This window comes from Acinetobacter sp. SAAs474, assembly GCF_032823475.1.
In the GTDB taxonomy this organism is placed as follows: domain Bacteria; phylum Pseudomonadota; class Gammaproteobacteria; order Pseudomonadales; family Moraxellaceae; genus Acinetobacter.
This window is the reverse complement of record NZ_CP127915.1, coordinates 2,589,456-2,610,404: the sequence shown is the minus strand read 5'-3', so window position 1 is coordinate 2,610,404 and position 20,949 is coordinate 2,589,456. Positions and strand designations below refer to the sequence as shown.

General features: G+C 38.6%; 17 protein-coding genes. 6 read left to right on the top strand and 11 right to left on the bottom strand.

Going from position 1 to position 20,949, the window contains the following annotated elements; translation table 11 throughout:
• Positions 1–326 precede the first annotated feature (326 nt).
• Both QSG86_RS13200 and QSG86_RS13195 read left to right on the top strand, forming a co-directional pair.
• Positions 327–2,786 carry a YadA-like family protein gene (locus tag QSG86_RS13200; protein ID WP_317031925.1) on the top strand — a complete coding sequence of 820 codons (2,460 nt, stop codon included), beginning with the start codon at positions 327–329 and terminating at the stop codon, positions 2,784–2,786.
• A gap of 190 nt (positions 2,787–2,976) precedes the next feature.
• Positions 2,977–3,180, top strand: coding sequence for a hypothetical protein (locus tag QSG86_RS13195; protein WP_317031924.1), 204 nt, complete (start codon positions 2,977–2,979; stop codon positions 3,178–3,180).
• A gap of 185 nt (positions 3,181–3,365) precedes the next feature.
• Here the strand turns inward: QSG86_RS13195 and cyoE are convergent, their stop codons facing one another.
• The 7 genes from cyoE to ppsA all read right to left on the bottom strand — a co-directional run bounded on the left by cyoE (position 3,366) and on the right by ppsA (position 12,343).
• A complete protein-coding gene (cyoE, locus tag QSG86_RS13190; protein ID WP_317031923.1) occupies positions 3,366–4,244 on the bottom strand; it encodes a heme o synthase in 879 nt (292 codons plus the stop codon).
• Between the two features lie 10 nt (positions 4,245–4,254).
• Positions 4,255–4,584 carry a cytochrome o ubiquinol oxidase subunit IV gene (locus QSG86_RS13185; protein WP_317031922.1) on the bottom strand — a complete coding sequence of 110 codons (330 nt, stop codon included), beginning with the start codon at positions 4,582–4,584 and terminating at the stop codon, positions 4,255–4,257.
• Positions 4,584–5,204: a cytochrome o ubiquinol oxidase subunit III gene (gene cyoC / locus QSG86_RS13180; protein WP_317031921.1), complete on the bottom strand. Its 621-nt coding sequence runs from the start codon at positions 5,202–5,204 to the stop codon at positions 4,584–4,586. The genes QSG86_RS13185 and cyoC overlap by 1 nt, the downstream gene beginning before the upstream one ends.
• 4 nt (positions 5,205–5,208) lie before the next feature.
• Entirely contained in the window at positions 5,209–7,197 is a 1,989-nt protein-coding gene (gene cyoB / locus QSG86_RS13175; protein WP_317031920.1) for a cytochrome o ubiquinol oxidase subunit I, read from the bottom strand.
• A gap of 3 nt (positions 7,198–7,200) precedes the next feature.
• Positions 7,201–8,274 (bottom strand): ubiquinol oxidase subunit II, encoded by a 1,074-nt coding sequence (gene cyoA, locus QSG86_RS13170; RefSeq protein WP_317031919.1) that lies wholly within the window; start codon positions 8,272–8,274, stop codon positions 7,201–7,203.
• 300 nt (positions 8,275–8,574) lie between these two features.
• Positions 8,575–9,354, bottom strand: coding sequence for an RDD family protein (locus tag QSG86_RS13165; RefSeq protein WP_317031918.1), 780 nt, complete (start codon positions 9,352–9,354; stop codon positions 8,575–8,577).
• Between the two features lie 571 nt (positions 9,355–9,925).
• Positions 9,926–12,343: a phosphoenolpyruvate synthase gene (gene ppsA, locus QSG86_RS13160; RefSeq protein WP_317031917.1), complete on the bottom strand. Its 2,418-nt coding sequence runs from the start codon at positions 12,341–12,343 to the stop codon at positions 9,926–9,928.
• 118 nt (positions 12,344–12,461) lie between these two features.
• Between ppsA and QSG86_RS13155 the strand changes: the two genes are divergently transcribed.
• Entirely contained in the window at positions 12,462–13,298 is an 837-nt protein-coding gene (locus QSG86_RS13155; RefSeq protein ID WP_317031916.1) for a pyruvate, water dikinase regulatory protein, read from the top strand.
• Positions 13,299–13,537: 239 nt separating this feature from the next.
• Here QSG86_RS13155 and QSG86_RS13150 read toward each other — a convergent pair whose 3' ends face one another.
• The 3 genes from QSG86_RS13150 to QSG86_RS13140 form a co-directional block, all read right to left on the bottom strand.
• Complete coding sequence (locus tag QSG86_RS13150; protein WP_317032577.1) at positions 13,538–13,759, bottom strand: transposase; 222 nt, start codon at positions 13,757–13,759, stop codon at positions 13,538–13,540.
• 648 nt (positions 13,760–14,407) lie between these two features.
• On the bottom strand, positions 14,408–15,409 hold the full coding sequence (locus tag QSG86_RS13145; protein WP_317031915.1) for an LLM class flavin-dependent oxidoreductase: 1,002 nt from the start codon (positions 15,407–15,409) through the stop codon (positions 14,408–14,410).
• A gap of 409 nt (positions 15,410–15,818) precedes the next feature.
• Complete coding sequence (locus tag QSG86_RS13140) at positions 15,819–16,235, bottom strand: glycine zipper 2TM domain-containing protein (protein WP_317031914.1); 417 nt, start codon at positions 16,233–16,235, stop codon at positions 15,819–15,821.
• 649 nt (positions 16,236–16,884) lie between these two features.
• Between QSG86_RS13140 and prfA the strand changes: the two genes are divergently transcribed.
• Together prfA and prmC are read left to right on the top strand one after the other, a co-directional pair.
• Positions 16,885–17,973: a peptide chain release factor 1 gene (gene prfA, locus QSG86_RS13135; RefSeq protein WP_317031913.1), complete on the top strand. Its 1,089-nt coding sequence runs from the start codon at positions 16,885–16,887 to the stop codon at positions 17,971–17,973.
• Positions 17,973–18,800 carry a peptide chain release factor N(5)-glutamine methyltransferase gene (prmC, locus tag QSG86_RS13130; RefSeq protein WP_317031912.1) on the top strand — a complete coding sequence of 276 codons (828 nt, stop codon included), beginning with the start codon at positions 17,973–17,975 and terminating at the stop codon, positions 18,798–18,800. Before prfA ends, prmC begins: the two co-directional genes overlap by 1 nt.
• A gap of 109 nt (positions 18,801–18,909) precedes the next feature.
• On the opposite strand, the gene QSG86_RS13125 is transcribed toward prmC, so the two are convergent.
• Complete coding sequence (locus QSG86_RS13125; protein WP_317031911.1) at positions 18,910–19,929, bottom strand: AraC family transcriptional regulator; 1,020 nt, start codon at positions 19,927–19,929, stop codon at positions 18,910–18,912.
• 151 nt (positions 19,930–20,080) lie between these two features.
• Between QSG86_RS13125 and QSG86_RS13120 the strand changes: the two genes are divergently transcribed.
• Positions 20,081–20,851 carry an SDR family NAD(P)-dependent oxidoreductase gene (locus QSG86_RS13120; protein ID WP_317031910.1) on the top strand — a complete coding sequence of 257 codons (771 nt, stop codon included), beginning with the start codon at positions 20,081–20,083 and terminating at the stop codon, positions 20,849–20,851.
• The last annotated feature ends 98 nt before the right edge of the window (positions 20,852–20,949 follow it).

Here is a 20,949-nt window from a genome sequence, read left to right as displayed (position 1 = left end):
ATAAAAAATATAATAATATCCAGCAATTATAATAAATAAGTTGTAAAAAACCATAAAATATTATTAATGATATGATTTTAATCTATTTATAATTTTAATTATTATCATAAAACTTACGGATTAATCTCATCAGATCTTTTTTATTTTGGGAGTGTATTTTGTTCATTATTCGAGAAAAAAGACAAATTAAAAAAATAAAGCAATATAGTCATCAAATATTAAAACAATTTATTATTTGTTATCGTAATTTTTTTAGAAGATTTCAGTTTCATATATTTTATATTGGAATTTTGAATTGGATGATAGTTATATTTTCAATAAGTTGTTTGATTCACATCACAACAGTCAATGCCAATATGACCATTACGCCTGCTGGAATTGAAGGAGAACAGCAAAATGTTGATCAATCTATTATAGAAAAACAGAATCAAAAAAAAGCGGCATGGGTTGAGTTAAGTCACGGTGGCTCAATTGCAATCGGCGATAATATTAGAAATCCAGCAAAAACTAAAGGAAGTGATGCCTTGGCGATTATGTCGGGTGCAGAAGTGAATGGTATTGGATCAATTGCGATTGGTCATAATTCAAATGCAGGATATAAAGGACATCAAGTCGATTATGCAGTGGCTTTAGGTAAAAATACTCAAGTGAATGCTGCAGGGAGTATTGCTATAGGATATCGTTCCACAGTAAAAGACGTCGTTAAACATCCAGCATGGTTAACTCAAAATAAAGCAGTGAATTCCGTGGTGTCATTTGGTTCAGGAAAAGATGATCCTTATGCAACTCGACGTTTAATCAATATTGCGGATGGTTATCATGACCATGATGCTGTAACAGTAAGGCAAATAAAAGCTGTGATTGATAGCACACAAAAAAACTTGGGACAAAGTGCAACCATCGACAAAAATGGAGGATTAAGTTGGCAATCTAATATTCGTGACCATACGCAGTTGAATATTACAGATGCGATTCAAGCAGCAGTTGCTCATGTGACAAGTGTAAGTTCAAATTTAATGGTTAAAGCTGAATTAACAGCACATGGTGCGACAAATTATAGAATTAATATATCAGATACACCGTCATTTCATCGTTTAACTACAGGCGAAAGTCAATTAGATCACACAGGATTACATCTTAATCAGGGTCCAAGTGTACTCATTTCAGGGATTAATGCGGGTAATCAAAAAATTACACAACTCATGGATGGTCTCATTCAGATTGATTCAAAAGATGCTGTCAATGGAGGGCAGTTAGCCAAAATACAACAAGAATTAAATGCTCAATTACAGCTTAAACATCACCATCTTGAAGGTGTAAAAATTGACCTTGAGCAAGTTAAAAACCAGATCCAACAGGTTGAAAATCGGGCAGTACACTATGATAAAACGGCAACGGGTGAGATGAATCATCAACTGATTACTTTTGCAGGTCAGCAAGGTACACAGTTGAGCAATGTGGCAGACGGTAAAATTGCACTAGATTCAAAAGATGCTGTCAACGGGGGGCAACTGGCCAGTGTACGGCAAGATTTAAATGCTCAATTACAGCTTAAACATCACCATCTTGAAGGTGTGAAAATTGATCTTGATCAAGTTAAAAATCAGATTCAACAGGTTGAAAATCGGGCAGTACACTATGATAAAACGGCAACGGGTGAGATGAATCATCAACTGATTACTTTTGCAGGTCAGCAAGGTACACAGTTGAGCAATGTGGCAGACGGTAAAATTGCACTAGATTCAAAAGATGCCGTCAACGGGGGGCAACTGGCCAGTGTACGGCAAGATTTAAATGCTCAATTACAGCTTAAACATCACCATCTTGAAGGTGTGAAAATTGATCTTGATCAAGTTAAAAATCAGATTCAACAGGTTGAAAATCGGACAGTACACTATGATCAAACGGCAACGGGTGAGATGAATCATCAATTGATTAATTTTGCGGGTCAGCAAGGTACACAGTTGAGCAATGTGGCAGACGGTAAAATTGCGCTAGATTCAAAAGATGCCATTAACGGGGGACAAGTTTTTACGCTTGGTGATCAGTTACAAAAGCAAATTAATATCAATCGCGATGATATTAAGATACTTAAAGCAGATTTAAATCATGGTGGTATTGGCGTAATCACGCAAGATAAAAATACTACTGATATACGGGTGGCCAGTAGCACCGGAGGACAAAAAATTATAATGTCAGGTACTGACGGTAATCGATTGGTCACAGGCGTTGCCGATGGTAATATCGCCAAAGGTTCTAGCGATGTGGTAACAGCTAACCAGTTAAATATCAGCTATGAAGTCATGGCCAATGCTTTGGGGGGTGGGGCTAAATTTGAAAATGGTGTCGCGACTGCGCCACATTATCAGCTTGGTTATGGTGATCATCAACGTAGTGTCAATAATATCGGTGATGCGATTGCTGCATTAAATGATGAAGATGCCCGATTAAATCACAAAGTAAAGCACTTAGCTGATCAAATGAATCATGTCGTTAGATCAGCGCATCAATATATTAATGAAGTGGAAAAAAATAGCAAAGCTGCCATCGCTTCTGCCATCGCGATTGCATCATTGCCACAACCTGTTGAAAAAGGTAGTGCAATGTTGGCAGCAGGTACAGGAGTATGGCAGGGACAAATGGGGGTATCTATGGGCGCATCGGGTATGACAGAAGATAAAAAAATTGGTCGTAATTCGGTGAATTATATTTGGAAATTTGCCAGCACTACAGATAGTCAAGGGCATTGGGGAGGTGGTGCTTCTATTGGTATGCAATGGAAATGAGACGACATTGTTTTTGTATCAAAACTAAACAAAAACCTCAGTATTTTTAGTTGAATTTTATTCTGAAACTAAGTTAGCATAACAGTCATAAATACTGAATAGATATACCTTAATAATAATAAAGGCATACCAAGCATCACGCTTAGGCCTATATTGTATCTGTGCTATAAACGTTTTATGGGAGTAAAACATGGCTAAAAATTATTTAATGCGATTTGTAGGCATCCTTTTTCTGGTGTTAATCGTGGTGGGTATTATTATTCATAGCTTTACAACTGGAGAAGCTACTATTGTGTCATGGATTTGTGCAATCCCATTTATTTTGGCAAGTCCAATCTTGATTTCTGTAATTTTTGCAAAAAACTCAGAATTAGGATTGCCACAAAATAGTTAAACGGTTGTAGTGTAGAAGTTAAAGCTCATGTTCGCATGAGCTTTTTATTGTGTCTGTATATTTACAATTGATCTTGATGTTTGAACGGATTGATGTAGATGATACATATCGTGCTCTTACATAAAATATCAATTCGATCATATTGTATGCACAAGATAAAAAAGATAGAGATGACCTCTATCTTTTTAAAAAAGAACAATAGGTGTTGCAGGCGCAGTGGAACTAAAGCTAAAAGAAAGACTTAAAATCGTGATTAAAATCACTGAATATAAGAAAAATCGTTTTGCCCAAAGCTGGTCATTTTCAGCTTTAAAGCCAATCACAGCAATATAAATCCAATAAAAACATAAAGCATTTAAAATAATCAAATATATCCAGTTTGTATAACCGAGCACAAATAAACCATTCATGCAAAGTGTAAACAAAATGACATAAATCAGTGATTCAACTTTGGTACGCCATATTGAACGTGCAACAGGGAGAATTGGAACAGCAGCATTTTTATAATCATCAAAACGGTATATTGCAATCGCCCATGAATGAGGCATTTGCCATAACGCATAACCAAGGAAAATAATGAGGGCAGCCATGTCAAATTGGTTGGCTACAGCCGTATAACCAATCACAGGTGGGCTAGCACCAGAAATACTTCCAATCAGTGTTTGATGAATTGTCGTTCGTTTTGTCCAAAGGCTGTAAAAAACAACATAAACTACAAAACCAATGACAGCAAATAAAAAGGCATATGCATTGACTCCAAACCATAAGATATTGAATCCGATTAGACCTAAAACAAAGGCATAAGCCAATGCCACAGGTACCGTAACCGTTTTCTTGACCAAAGCACGGCTTTGAGTACGTTGCATTTTCTGATCAATGTCTTGATCAATAACATTATTGATGACACAACCAGATGCAACAACCAGCGTTGTTCCAATAAGCGTAATAAATAACAGGAGGAAATCTACAGAACCTTGGGCAGCTAATAAATAGCCACCCAAAGTGGTAACAAAGTTACCAAAGAGAATTCCTGGTTTTGTCAGGAATAAATACTTTTTCAGCATGACAACCAGTTTAGATCATCATATTGTTGTGTAAGTGATTCATAATCCATACAGAGCCAATCAAAAGAATGGCAATACATAACACAGTATAAATGAATGCAATCACATTCCAACGTTGTTCTGAAGAAGAGTTCATGTGCAAGAAGTAAACTAATTGAACAAGAACCTGTACAGCGGCTGTAATCGCAATTACTGCGACCAATACACCACGGCTAAATCCACCAGACATCACCATGCCAAAAGGAATCACGGTTAAAATAACGGAAAGAATAAAACCAACAGTGTACTGTTTAACATTACCGTGTGCTGCACCAGCTGAGTTGTGTTCATGACTACTCATTAGATAACTCCCAGTAAATAAACGACGCTGAATACACAGATCCAAACGATGTCAAGGAAGTGCCAGAACAAACTTAAACACGCAAGACGACGTGTATTTGGAAGTGTTAAGCCGTATTTTTTGATTTGGAACATCAATACCAGCATCCATACCAAACCAGAAGTCACGTGAATACCGTGAGTACCGACCAGTGTAAAGAATGCAGATAAGAATGCACTTTTGCTTGGACCATGGCCTTCATGAACAAGATGAGAAAACTCATAAAGTTCCATACCAATAAAGATTGCACCAAATACCCAAGTCACAGCCAACCAAGTTAATACTTTTGCAACATCTTTTTTATAGGCTGCAAGTACTGCAAAACCAAATGTAACAGAAGAAATTAATAGTGCAAATGTTTCAGTTAAAACGAAATCTAAAGATACGCCAAACAGATCTTTTGCACTTGGAGTGCCCACAGGGATGTGACTACTTAATACAGCGAAAGCGATGAAGAGTGTACCGAATAAAATCAAGTCACTCATCAAGTAAGTCCAGAAACCAAAGACGGTGATGTCAGTATCATCGTGATGATGATGCTCATCATGTCCATGGTTATCGTGATGAAGTACTTCAGCCATTGTCTTAGTCCTTCTTCAAATGTTTTTCAAGAAGCGCATAGCGTTCGTTTTCAATGCGAGCAACTTCAGCAGCAGGGACATAGTAATCAACTTTCTTGGTGAAAGAAGACACAATGAAACTGATGATCGCGCCGACAAAGCCAACTGCTACTAACCACCAAATGTGCCAGATTAATGCAAAGCCCATGACTGTAATAAACATGGCAATGACAAAACCAGCTGCACGGTTTGTTGGCATATGAATATCTTCATATGATGTTGGTTTTACGTATGCAATACCGTCTTGTTTATCATTCCAGAATGTATCAATACCATTGATTTTTGGAAGATGCGCAAAGTTATAGAACGGTGCAGGAGATGAGGTTGACCACTCAAGTACACGACCATCCCAAGGATCGCCTGTGTAATCCATATTGTCTTTACGTTGTAAGAAACCAACCACGATTTGCATGATGAAACATAAGATACCGAAAAGTACCAATACAGAACCAAATAATGCAATCGCTAAGTATGGATCCCATTCTGGGTTGTCATATGTATTCAAACGACGTGTCATACCCATGAAACCAAGGATATAAAGTGGCATGAATGCAAAATAGAAACCAAAGAACCAGAACCAGAATGCTGCTTTACCCCAAGCTTCGTTTAATCTCCAACCAAACATTTTTGGCCAGTAGAAAATAATACCTGCAAACATTGCAAATACTACACCACCAATAATGACGTTATGGAAGTGAGCGATGAGGAATAAAGAGTTGTGTACAAGGAAGTCCGCTGGTGGAACTGCCATTAATACACCTGTTAAACCACCGATACCAAAAGTCACAAGGAAGCCAAGTGTCCAAAGCATTGGTGTGGTATAGGTAATGCGACCTTTATACATGGTGAATAACCAAGAGAAGATCTTCACACCTGTTGGAATCGCAATAATCATGGTCATGATACCGAAGAACGCGTTAACGTTGGCACCAGCACCCATGGTAAAGAAGTGGTGAACCCATACAACAAAGGCAAGTACAGTAATTGCGATAGTTGCATAGACCATTGATTTATAACCAAACAATGTTTTTCGAGCAAAAGTTGAAACAACTTCAGAGAAAATACCAAATGCAGGTAAAATCAAGATATAAACTTCTGGGTGGCCCCATGTCCAAATCAAGTTTACATATAACATTGGGCTACCACCCATGTCATTTGTAAAGAAGTGGAAACCGAAATAACGGTCAAGAGACAGCATTGCAATTGTTGCAGTCAATACTGGGAAAGATGCAATAATCAACACAGCGGTACATAAAGATGTCCATGTGAAGATTGGCATATCCATCAGACCCATACCAGGTGCACGCATTTTAATGATGGTAACAAAGAAGTTCACACCAGTTAAAAGTGTACCTAGACCTGAAACTTGCAGTGCCCAAATATAGTAGTCAACACCTACGCCAGGAGAATATTCAATACCAGACAATGGTGGATAAGCCATCCAACCTGTTGCTGCGAACTCGCCAAGTGCAAGTGATACCATCATTAAACCTGCAGCACCGGCAAATAACCAGAAACTTAAAGAGTTTAATAATGGGAATGCAACGTCACGTGCACCAATTTGTAACGGTACAGAGATGTTCATTAAACCAACGACAAGACCCATCGCTACGAAGAAGATCATAATCACACCATGTGCGGTGAAAATCTGATCGTAGTGTTCAGGGTGTAGATAGCCTTCGCCGCCACCTTTGGCAAGGAACAGCTGAAGACGCATCATGATTGCATCGGCAAAACCACGTAACAACATGATAATGGATACAATGATATACATGATACCAATTTTTTTATGGTCTACAGATGTGAACCATTCGTTCCACAAGTAGCCCCATTTTTTGAAATAGGTAATACCTGCAAAAACTGCAATACCACCTAAGATCATTAATGCAACTGTAACCAGCACGATTGGATCGTGAGGAATTGCATCTGGACCTAACTTACCTAATAAGCTCATGTCTTATTCCCCTTGAGAAGCAGTTGCATGCTCAACATTTACATGTGCTTCTGATGCAGAAGCATCATGAGCGACTGCTGAAGCTGAGTGATCAGCACCATGATAGTTTGCCATGTATTTGTTAATGACTGATTCAAACAAGCCTTTTTCTACAGAAGAGAAATACATAACTGGAGCAGGCTTAGTTGGATAAGGCTTCATTGCTTCAGCAGCAGCTTTTTCTTCAGGAGTTTTTGCATTTGCGATAAGCGTTTCAATTTGATACTTAGAACGGTTACCGTCACGTAAGGTTGCAAATTCAGCCTGATCTAAAATAGGTTTTTGAATTGCATGCGGGTTAATGGTCGTACCTTTACCTGCTTTAATTGCATCTACCCATTCAGTAAATTGAGCATCTGTCACAGAGTATGCGCGGAAACGCATTTGTGAGAAGCCATAACCTGAATAGTTAGAAGAAAAACCGCGATAACCTTCAATAGGACTTGTTTCATTTGCCATGAAGTTTAAGTGGGTTTGCATACCAGCCATTGCATAAATCTGACCACTTAACGCCGGAATGAAGAACGAGTTCATTGTGAAGTTAGAAGTCAAACGAAGGCTAACCGGAGTTTTCTCTGGGAAACGCAATTCGTTTACAGTTGCAATATTTTGTTCTGGATAAATGAACACCCATTTAAATTGTTCAGCAATGACTTGAACAGTTAAAGGCGCTTTATCTGATTCAAGCGGGCGGTATGGGTCATACTTGTGGGAACCCCACCAAGTTAACCAAGCTAAAATACCAATAATAATGACTGGGATGCCCCATACTACAACTTCAATTGCAGTAGAGTGTGCCCAAGTAGGTTTATAGTCTGCATCTTTATTCGACGCGCGATATTTCCAACCAAACCACAGTGCCATAAGAATTGATGGAATAACCACCAATAGCATCAAGTAGATTGCGGTCATCATTAAGTTTGATTGACCTTCAGCTACTGGACCTTTTGAGTTTAGAAGTACTAAATCACCACCACACCCAGTTAAGAGTGCAGCAAGCGTAGATAAAGACAATACAGCTAAAATCGTTTGTCTCATTTTACAACCTCGGTGAAGAGTCCCATTCCCTAATTTTTAAATATGGGATAGCGATTAAAGTGTCGCATGATTGAGAATTACTCTCTTAAAGTAAATTATTCCCAATCATGAGGCACCGCTACGTTGTAGCGCATTATGCCTTATATCGTCAAACTAAGCTATATGTAAACTCGCTTTAAACAGTTGTAATAGAAACTAATTTTATTGCTGTAAAAATCATTTTTTTAATCAAATTTTATTTGAATATCAAGGTAGTGTGGGCATCAAGGGAAATATTCCCTTGATGATATTGCTGGAAGATTATTTTTTAATAACAATCGTTTTTGCTAATTTATCGTGCAGTGTTTGACGTTTTTTACTAATAGCGAAGACAAAATCAAAGAAGGTGATAAAGGGAAAAAGTAACACATTAAGAAAAATAAACACAATTGAGCGTAGAGTAAAAGCTCTAAAAAGTGTGGTTGGTTGCTGACTTTCAGCATCCACAATTTGTATTTTGAGTAAGCGTTTGCCAATACTCTGTCCCGATTTCACAATCAGCATTGCTTGTACAATTAACATGATGAAAATGTATAAGCCAGCCGCTTGCCATGCTTCCATAGGAATAAGTTGGAAAACTTGATGTTGTAATTGCGTAGCTTGATCTGCTGTTGTTGCTGATTGCATACGTTGTTGTAAGGCCACCAATTGTGGAATTTGATCTGCTTTAAAAAATAAAGACATGATCATCAACGCAGGAATCCAAAGTAATAAATCAATTACCTTGGCAAAAAAACGGCTGGTAATGGATGCCAGTGTGGTCTGTGCATTATTTTTGGATTGTGATGGCGTAGTGGTCTGAGTACTTTGATGGGTTGGTGCATTTTGCACTGTAGGTGCAGTCGCAACAGGCGCAGTAAAGCCTTCAGGTTGATAAATAAATTTACCTTGGGTAAGTTCGCCTAAAGCTTTCCACTCAGTCATACCTTGATGCCATACTAAATCTGTCAGTAATACCTGCTGGCTTGCCAGCATTTGATTGAGTTGATCGAGTGTATATGGGCCAGCCTGTTGGTTATTGCGTGCCAAGTAAATCTGCATAAATATAAAATCTCAAAGTCAAAAATAAAAAAATGCTGAATAGCGCTCGAGCTTTAAATACGTGATGATATAGAATCTCAAGCCAATTTAACTGCCCAGTTTTGCATGCATTTTTTACACCATTAGCTGTTGATTTAACCTGATTTCAAAACACAGTGCAATAAAGTTGGCAGACCTTTTTGTGATTGAGGTGAAAACTTAATTTAAATCGTCAAGTTTTTGATGCTGTTAAAGCACTATAGATGGGGCTTATCGCTATCAATAAAGCAAATATTAGCATGATGGTAAGCATACAGTGTGATTAGATCTGATCACGATGATTCATGCATTAAAAGCAATATTGAGTCAAAAGGAAAAAAGAGGTGATTGTGATAGATTAATCATCAAGATCGCTTACAGCATAAGATCGGTGCAAGACCTACACTATAGATGATCGAGAGACTGGTTAGTCAGCTTGACCATGATCGCTATTGATGATCTATAGATTAAAAAGCTGTGTTTGCGACAGGGCAAAACACAGCAGGACAAAATGGCATCAGTTGCTGATTGACAGCAACTGAGCCGATCTGGATTAGATTTCTTCTTCAGCCAAGAAGAACCAAGTATCAAGAACAGAGTCAGGATTAAGTGATACAGATTCAATCCCTTGCTCCATTAACCAGCGCGCAAGATCTGGATGGTCAGAAGGGCCTTGACCACAAATACCGATATATTTGTTGGCTTTACGGCAGGCTTGGATTGCCATAGACAATAACACTTTAACTGCTGCATCACGTTCATCAAACAAGTGCGAAACAATACCAGAATCACGGTCTAGACCGAGTGTTAATTGCGTTAAGTCATTAGAGCCAATCGAGAAACCATCGAAGTGTTCAAGGAATTGTTCAGCCAATAATGCATTGGTTGGCAATTCACACATCATGATGACTTTAAGGCCATTTTCACCACGTTTTAAACCATTGAGTGCTAAAAGTTCAATGACGCGTTTTGCTTCAGCCACAGTACGGACAAATGGAATCATGATTTGGACATTGGTGAGGCCCATTTCATCACGTACTTTTTTCAATGCACGGCATTCTAATTCGAAGCAGTCACGGAAATTGTCAGAAACATAACGACTCGCACCACGGAAGCCCAACATTGGGTTTTCTTCTTCAGGTTCGTATAATTTACCACCGATAAGATTGGCATATTCGTTTGATTTAAAATCAGACATACGCACAATCACTGGTTTGTCAGCAAATGCAGCCGCCAGTGTAGAAATCCCTTCAACCAGTTTTTCTACATAGAATTCGATTGGCGAACTATAACCTGCAGTACGTGCTAATACGGCTGCACGTGTTTCGCGTGGTAAGCTGTCAATATTCAACAATGCTTTAGGATGTACACCAATCATACGGTTGATGATAAACTCTAAACGTGCAAGGCCAATCCCTTCATTTGGAATTTGTGCAAAGTCAAAGGCACGGTCTGGGTTACCGACGTTCATCATGATTTTGAACGGTAGTTTAGGCATAGATTCAATAGAGTTCTTCTGGATTTCAAAATCCAAAGCACCTTCATAAATAAAGCCTGTATCACCTTCAGCACACGATACCGTAACATCTTGGCCATCCACCAAGATCTCAGTCGCATTACCACAGCCGACAATCGCTGGAACACCAAGCTCACGTGCAATAATTGCAGCATGACAAGTACGACCACCACGGTTAGTCACAATTGCCGCAGCACGTTTCATGACAGGTTCCCAATCTGGATCGGTCATATCTGAAACCAGAACGTCACCTTCTTGTACTTTATCCATTTCTTTGATTGAAGTTACAATACGGACTTTACCAGAACCAATACGTTGACCAATTGAACGGCCTTCGCAAATAACAGTACCTTTTTGTTTTAAAAGGTAGCGTTCCATTGTGCCAACATTTTCACGACTTTTTACGGTTTCAGGGCGTGCTTGAACAATATAGATTTGACCATCATCACCGTCTTTTGCCCACTCGATGTCCATTGGTGCACCGTAGTGTTCTTCAATAATTAAGGCCTGTTTTGCTAATTCTTGAAGTTCATGATCATTCAAGGCAAATTGTTGACGATCTGCTTTTTCAACATCAACCACCACAACAGATTTACCTGCAGCGCCTTCTTCACCGTAAATCATTTTTTTGTGCTTAGAGCCAAGATTACGACGTAATACGGCATGTTTACCATTTTTGAGTAATGGTTTAGAAATATAAAATTCGTCAGGGTTAACCGCACCTTGAACGACCATTTCACCTAAACCATAAGATGCAGTAATAAATACAGCATCACGGAAACCAGACTCGGTGTCTAAGGTAAACATTACACCAGCAGCGCCTGTTTCAGAGCGAACCATACGTTGTACACCAGCCGATAATGCGACAACATCATGGGCAAAGTTTTGGTGAACACGGTAAGAAATTGCACGGTCATTATATAAAGATGCAAATACTTCTTTAATTGCAATCAGAATATTATCAATACCACGAATATTTAAGAACGTTTCTTGCTGGCCTGCAAAAGATGCATCCGGTAAGTCTTCAGCTGTTGCTGAAGAACGTACAGCAACTGCAATGTCCGGATTACCATGCGATAAATCTTCAAAGGCAGTGCGAATTTCTTGTTCTAATTCTGCTGTCAGAGGAGTATCTACAATCCATTGACGAATTTTTGCGCCAGTTTCTGCAAGAGCATTAACATCATCTACATTGAGTGCTGCCAGTTCTGCATTGATTTTAGCGTTTAGTCCACTTTGCTCGAGGAATTCACGATATGCAGCCGCTGTTGTCGCAAAGCCACCCGGTACAGACACACCAGCATTTGATAAGTGACTGATCATTTCACCTAGTGATGAGTTTTTCCCACCGACAAGTTCAACATCATGTTTCCCTAATTTTTCCAGACCAATTACGCGCGCTTCCAAAGTTGTTACTCCACTTATGCAGTATGAATCACTATTTCCGTGTGACATTATATATCAAAAACCGCCAGTCTTGTATTTTACTGGGCGATGGACATGACACACGTGTAAGATGCGTTTACTATAAAGATTATACAGTGCTAAGACAAATGTTTAGGGGAGAATTTTAATGCCAGATGGTAAACAATTTAAGCGAAGTGTGTTTTTTATTTCAGATGGGACTGCAATTACCGCTGAAACCCTTGGTCATTCACTGTTAGCACAGTTTCCTAATGTTGATTTTGATATCCATATTATTCCTTATATCAGTTCAGAAGAAGCGGCAATGTCTGTGGTCAGTGAAATCAATATTCGCGCACAACAAGACGGACAAAAACCTTTGGTCTTTGATACATTGGTAGATCCTTATGTACGCGAAATTATTAACACGGCAAATGCTATAAATCTTGATGTTTTTGAGGGGCTTATTGGTAAATTATCTGATGAGCTTGGGGTTGCGCCTACAACTTTAGTCGGTCAGACTCATGCGGTGACCGATTCGGAATCTTATAAAGCGCGTATTGATGCGGTACATTTTGCGTTAGATAATGATGATGGTGCACGGACACGTCATTATGATAAAGCGGATTTAATTTTAATTGGGGTGTCGCGTTCAGGTAAAACACCCACCTCAATTTATCTATCTTTACAGTTTGGTATTCGAGTTGCCAATTATCCGTTAACCGAAGAAGATTTGGACGACAATTGCCTGCCTGCTGTACTACGCCCACATAAACAGAAGCTTTTTGGGCTTATGATTGATGCTGAACGTCTTGTTGCCATTCGTACTGAACGTAAAGCGGGTAGCCGTTATGCAAGTTTTTCACAATGCCAAATGGAGCTTCGTGCCATTGAAGGTATTTTTATTTCTGAAGGAATTAAATATTTAAATGTGTCTGAAATGTCGATTGAGGAAATTTCCACACGTGTGATTCAAATGACAGGATTAAAACGTCGTATTAGTTAAGCCATCGGCTGACCTAACCAAGTATGCGGATATGTATGCTTGGTTTATTGTCTTTTTCTGGGATGTTATAAAAAAATACTATTAAATATAGAAATATATATGTCTTATTTTTGATCATGTTCTGTATCAAGTGCTGATCTTATAGTCATGATCTAAATATGATAAAAGGCTCACCTTAAAGATGAGCCTGGTTTGATTTGTTGCGTAGCAACTCGGTATATCGTTATAAAATAGGGAGATTAAAGCACTAACTTATATAAGTTGTTTAATCCTTTATAAAACGATTTACCATCTAAATTAAAATTAAATTTTTCACCAGATTCAACTTGGATTTGCTTACAAACTTCCACCCATGTTGGACCCGATAAAGAGTTTTGTTTCCGTTTCAAAGGAACAATTTTTACACGAATTTGTTCCCCGTTTACTGCTTTGGCAATCATCCAGCCATTTGAGATATGCATATTCATTTACTCATATTTGAGCTCATGTAAAATTAGAAATCATTCAATATTTAAAAATCAGCAAAGGTTGTTAGTTCTGATATCAAAAGAGGCTCACGCCTACAATTCAAATTACAATTTTACATTTACAGTGTTTAAAAATAATTAAAAATTCACAATTATGGTGAATTTTAGCGTTTTTAGATCGTTATACGAAGCGTATGAGGTTGGGTATTTGTGGTTGAGACTGAATCAAATATTCCAATATTTTCTTAAAATGGAATAGATCATCGTGGTTTACAGCCGAAACAATTTCATTTCATTTAGCAATTTGATCTGAAGCCATAGTAACAGATAAATGCAAATAAACCTAATCGATCGTAATCAGCAACAATAAATCGATAGAAAATGAGGGTATAGCATGACAGTGTTAAATAGGATGATTTAAGACATCATCTTGTTGATCAAAATAACACATCAATGGCTTTGTTGTTATGATTGTTTTAGTGGGTTTTCACCTTAACTATATCATTGTCGGCAGTCTATTTAATCTAAAATAAGCCAACACTAAGTCAATCATTGCTATTATACAATGATTGACTTAAAGCGGTATCGCTGGATCAAGTGAATGTCATGTTGATGGCATCGCTTGATGATTGTCGGCAAAAATTAATGATGCTTAATATCCATCAGATATTGGAAATTTGCCAAACGCTTTTCAGTATCGTAAATATCACATGTAAAAATAAATTCATCGACTGCGTAACGTGTCAATAATTGTTCTAGTCCGGCTTGTACTGTGTTTTGACTGCCAATTTGTGCCATAGCATAAAAATTATTGACGGCCATTTTTTCTGCAGAACTCCATAAATCTGCCATATTTTCCACAGGTGGTTTTAATTTTAAGCTTTGTCCACGTAGTAACCCCAAGACACGTTGATAGGCACTGGTGGCTAAATAATGTGCTTCTTGGTCAGTTTCCGCCACCACGGTAGGTACTCCCATGGAAACATAAGGACGATCTAAATATTCAGATGCTTGGAAGTTATCTCGGTATAGCTGGATAGCCTGATCTAACATGCGTGGTGCAAAATGTGATGCAAACGCATACGGTAATCCTAAGCGAGCGGCCAATTGTGCACTAAATAAGCTTGATCCGAGTAACCATACTGGAACATGCGTCCCTTGGCCTGGTGTAGCAATAATCGTTTGATTTGGCTTTGCTTCTTGAAAATAACTTAAAATTTCTAATACGTCTTGTGGAAACTGATCTTCTGTTTCTTGACGCCCTCGGCGTAGAGCACGCATGGTCAACTGATCGGTACCGGGTGCACGGCCAAGACCCAGTTCAACACGTTGAGGATATAATGTTGCTAAGGTTCCAAACTGTTCTGCCACAACCAATGGCGCATGATTAGGCAGCATAATGCCACCTGAACCCACTTTTAGGGATTGCGTATTGGCCAATAAATAGCCTAATAAAACTGCTGTAGCGGAACTGGCAATACCATCCATATTATGATGTTCGGCCAACCAAAGCCGGGTATAATTTAATTTTTCAGCCAGTTGAGCCAGTTCTAGACTGTGTTTGAGTGAGAATTCAGCATCTTTATCTGCTCTGATTGGGGCAAGTTCAAGAATGGAAAAGGCTGTATCTGATAATTTTGGCATAACATACTCAAAGATAATCTTTTCTACAGCATACGATGATCTGGATGTTTTGTATATCGAAAAAATACGATATAAACAATTCATATGATTTATCATAATCGACTTTAAGCTGAAGATCAGCTGATTTCATTAATCCGATCAGCAATACAGCAGCAAAATGCTGCTGTAAATAAATAATGAAAAAGTGCCTTTATGATAGCTAGAGCTAGAGGTAACTATAGATAATCTTAGATATTTTAACTGCGATCATAAAATAAAATTTTGATTGATTTCAAATTAGATCAGATACAAATATCTTATTTGTTCGTTGCGATTAATCATCAGCATTGATGATTGATCAAAGATTTAGAGTAGACAGTGTATGACATCATATCTTTATAGTGCTAACAATGATCAATCGCCTGTATGCTTAGCGATAGTGACGATGTTTATATTTTCTTGGTTTAGATGAACTTGACTTATCTTTGGAAATTTTATTTCCTAATGCCGCACCACCTGCTGCACCGAGTGCTGAACCAATATAACCACCACTGGTTCCACCCATATTTTGACCAACGGCATAACCTGCACCACCGCCAATCGCACCACCAATTGCAGATTCAGTTCGGTTTCTACGATCACTTGCCACCGCACCACCTGCTGCACCTCCTAATGCAGCTCCGATCGTTGCGCCAGTATTTCCAGCCATATTTTTACCTAAGGCAGTACCCGCTACACTACCCAGTGCACTGGCAGCAGCCACACGTGTGGTATTATCTGCATATAAATGGGCACTGAACATGCTAGAGAGTATTGCAGTACTGAATAATAAAGATTTAAGTTTCATTAAATGGACTCCATGTCACAAGGTGACGATATTACATAAAAACAATGTGGGCACTTTAACAAGCAAAGCGGCTGGAAATATGAAGCAAGGGGGGGGACTTGTGTTTCTGAACGTATTTTTATGTAATATTGTGTAAATATTGTTTTTTTATATAAATAAAGCAAACTTTAAGGTGAAATTGTGAATTATCTAGCATAATTATCTATAGTCATAGACTGCTGTTTATCCGCATATGGAATGACATCATTGAACTGCTTGGATATAGCGAATAAATATGTCTTTTAATCATGATAATCGGTAAACTATGGCGAGTTTTTGATTTTGCTTTAAATACTAAGGCGGTAGACATGTAAGATGTCAACCATATTGCGGGGGTAAATAGACAGCGACGTAAAATGGAGATGATGGCCTAGCCAGACTTAATTTAATGACAATGTTTGATGCATGGTTATTTGGATTTTGTCATTTTATGCTGAATGTCAATCCGTAGCGCATGGATATTTTTACAACAATGAGCGTAGCAGTGTTCATTAAGCTTGATGTCAAATCAACCGTTATGGCATTGTAGCGACAATATGATGGGCATGTAAATTTATTCTCATGATTGACCCGCCTTAGTCAGGCCTATGCATAAGAGATATTTTATACCATGAAAGAATCGTTACGTTTACGATTAGATCAGCTTTCTGACCGTCATGAAGAATTAACCGCATTATTGGCAGATGTAGAAGTCATTTCCGATAATAAGCGCTTTCGTCAACTTTCTCGCGAACATAATGATTTAACAGAAATTACTGAAGTTTGGAACAAATACAGACAAGCAGAAGAAGATATTGTCACTGCTGAAGCAATGTTGACAGATCCTGATTTTAAAGAAATGGCGCAGGATGAAATTCAGCAAAATAAAGCATTGATTACTCAATTGGAGTCCGATCTTAATATTTTAATGATTCCTAAGGATCCAAACGATGCGAACTCTGCTTATTTGGAAATCCGTGCAGGAACTGGCGGTGACGAGGCCGCTATTTTTGCTGGCGATTTATTCCGAATGTACAGTAAATATGCAGAGTCTCAGGGGTGGCGTATTGAGATTTTGTCAGAAAATGAAGGTGAGCATGGTGGTTATAAGGAAGTCATTTCTTTAGTGAATGGCGATGGTGTATATGGTCGTTTAAAATTTGAAAGTGGTGCACATCGTGTACAGCGTGTTCCTGCAACAGAATCACAGGGCCGTGTACATACGTCTGCATGTACGGTGGCGATTTTACCTGAAATTGATGTCGATACCACGGTGGATATTAATCCATCTGATTTGCGAATAGATACCTATCGTGCCTCAGGTGCTGGTGGTCAGCACATTAACAAAACCGACTCTGCAGTTCGTATTACCCATTTGCCTACAGGTACTGTGGTTGAATGTCAGGATGAGCGTTCACAGCATAAAAATAAAGCCAAAGCCATGGCATTACTTGCTTCACGTTTGGAAAATGCAAAACGTGCAGCAGCAGATGCAGCAACCTCTGAAATGCGTCGTGATTTAGTGGGATCTGGTGATCGTTCAGAACGTATTCGTACCTACAACTATCCGCAAGGTCGTATGACTGATCATCGTATTAATTTGACTTTATATAAATTAGATGCCGTGATGGAAGGTGATTTAACTGAATTGTTAGATAGTTTGCATCGTGAATATCAGGCGGATCAGTTGGCATTATTAGCACAGCAAAATGGTGGTTAATGAATATTGCTCAAGCATTGTCGTTACGTGGTGAGATTGATAGTTATGAACGGCAAGAAGCGATTTGGTTACTTGAACATCTGTTGCAGCAAACTGCTTTAGCATTTAAATATGATCATGTTCGGGAACTGAGTGTCCAGCAGCAACAGGATTATTTAAATGCACTGCAGCGTTTAGATGGGGGCGAGCCTTTGGCTTATATTATCGGCTCTCAACCCTTTTGGACTTTAGATTTAAAAGTGACATCAGATACCTTAGTACCACGACCAGATACTGAGATTTTGGTGCAAACTGTACTGGATTTGTCATTACATTCGCATGCGGATGTATTGGATTTAGGCACAGGAACAGGTGCAATCGCCTTAGCCTTAGCATCTGAACGGCCAGATTGGCAATTCATTGCTACTGATGTCTATTTACCAACTTTACAGGTTGCACAGCATAATGCTCAGCAGCATGCACTGACGCAAGTACAATTTAAATTGGGAAGCTGGTTTGAGGCTTTAGCCAACGATTCTCAGCATCGATTTGATTTGATTGTGTCTAATCCACCGTATATCGATGCAGCAGATCAGCATATGCCATCATTAGCCACCGAGCCACAACGTGCTTTGGTTGCAGCAAAGCAGGGTTTAGCGGATTTAGAATTGATTATTGATCAAGCGCAATATTGGTTAAAACACAAGGCGTGGTTGGTTGTTGAGCATGGTTATGATCAGGCTCAAGCCGTACAGCAACAATTTAAGTCGGCAGGTTATCAACATATACGTACCATTAAAGACTATGGTGGTAATGATCGTGTTAGCCTTGGACAATGGATCGGTTGATTTTTCGATAGAGCTCTGAACAAGAGATTCGTGATTGATTCAGTAATTGATTTAGAAATAAAGTGCCAATAAGCGGCACTTTATTTTTTTAACGCGATAGTCAATAGACTTAATCTTGAGAAGCTCTATAAGCACCAGGACTAACGCCTGTCCATTTTTTAAATGCGCGGTGAAAGGCGCTGACATCATGAAAACATAAGATATCGCTAATCTGTTGTAATGAATCATCACTGCGTGTGAGTAATTCTATTGCGGTATCACGACGAATATCATTTTTAAGCTGCTGATAGCTTGTGGATTCATTTTTTAAACGCCGTTGAATCGTTGCTTCTGACATATGTAATTGTTGCGCAAGTTCATATAACTCTGGCCACTCAGATGGGCGATGTTGACTGAGATATTTACGAATTTGTTGATTTAGGGCATAGGGATTACGAAAACGGACCAATAAATTATCGGGTGTTTGACGAATAAATTGATACCACGATGTTTGATTTTGCTTAATTTTAAGCTTTAAATAATGGACATCGAATTGGATGTAATTTTCATCTGCTTCATATTGAATATTTTCACAAAAGCGCACTTTATAATCATGATCATCCTCTGGTGCGGTACATTTTAGTTGAATCTTTTGAATTAATAATCGTTGTCCAGTGAGCCAGCACATTAAACTATGAATCAGCATTAAGTAAGTGGCATAACTAAACATTCTTTTGGTGGCTTTTAAATCTTGAATGACAATAAAAGCATAATTTTCTTGTTGAAAAACCTTGCCTGAAAAATCATCTAAAATAAGATTTAAAAATTGCACAATATATTCAAGCGCTTGATTTAAATTATCCATATACAATACTGCTTTAGACAGCAATTGATAACTTCCTCGACGCATGGCATGACTGTCCATACCAAAAAATTCATCGTTCATCGTGTTGGCAAGTGTTACCCAAAGTGCAGCATATTGAGATATGGAGACGCGTGCTTTAGCGGATAGTAGTAGTTCGGGTTGAATGCCAGATTGAATTAATAAATCATCACGCTGATAACCTTGCTGACAGGCACAAATGAGTGCTTCTTGCACCAAAGTGATTGAAATGGTTCCTTTTAGGTAATCTAAATCGAGCAAATCCATATGGCATGATCTTATAAATAGTATGGGATTAAACGGTAAAGTGGCTAAATACATCATTTAGAATGCTTGATTTGGAAATTGTACTCAAGATGATCTGTGATTAATCTTCATCTTAAGTCGCATTTTCATTTTAATGTATAAGGACAATACCATGAAAATTCAAGGCAAAGTATTTGTGGTGACGGGAGGTGCATCAGGTCTTGGTGCAGCTACGGCACAATATTTGGTAGATCAGCATGCCCAAGTCATTATCGTTGATATGAATCAGGCATTGGGTCAAGCCTTACAACAACAGTTGGGTGAGCAGGCGGAGTTTGTTGCACTTGATGTCACTGATGAACAGGCGGTTGCCGCATTTTTTAGCCATGTAGAACAGCGTTATGGTCAACTGAATGGTTTGGTGAATTGTGCGGGTATAGCACCATCAGCCAAAGTTCTTGGACGTGATGGTGTACATGACTTGGCACTCTTTGAAAAGGTTATGAAAATCAATGTTACTGGTACATTGAATATGTTGCGTTTTGCAGCCAGTCTCATGGCAAAATATCAATTGATGGCTGATGAAGAAGAGCGTGGGGTTATTGTAAATACCGCTTCTATTGCTGCATTTGATGGGCAAATTGGCCAAGCAGCGTATGCTGCATCTAAGGGTGCGATTGTTGCCATGACTTTACCACTAGCACGTGAATTAGCGCGTGAAAAAATTAGAGTCATGACCATTGCGCCCGGCATTATGGAAACTCCGATGCTACAGGCCATGCCACAACATGTACAAGATGCTTTGGGAGAGATGGTACCTTTTCCTAAACGGTTAGCTAAACCGCAAGAGTTTGCACATTTGGTCGGTCATATTGTTGAAAATGCCTATTTAAATGGTGAAGTCATTCGTTTAGATGGTGCAATCCGTATGCAAGCCAAATAATCACGCTAGCAATTTATCTACCCGCTCAATCATGGATATGAAAATTTACTTTATATCTTGATTATACAGTTAGTTAATTTGAATATTGATTGAATTTT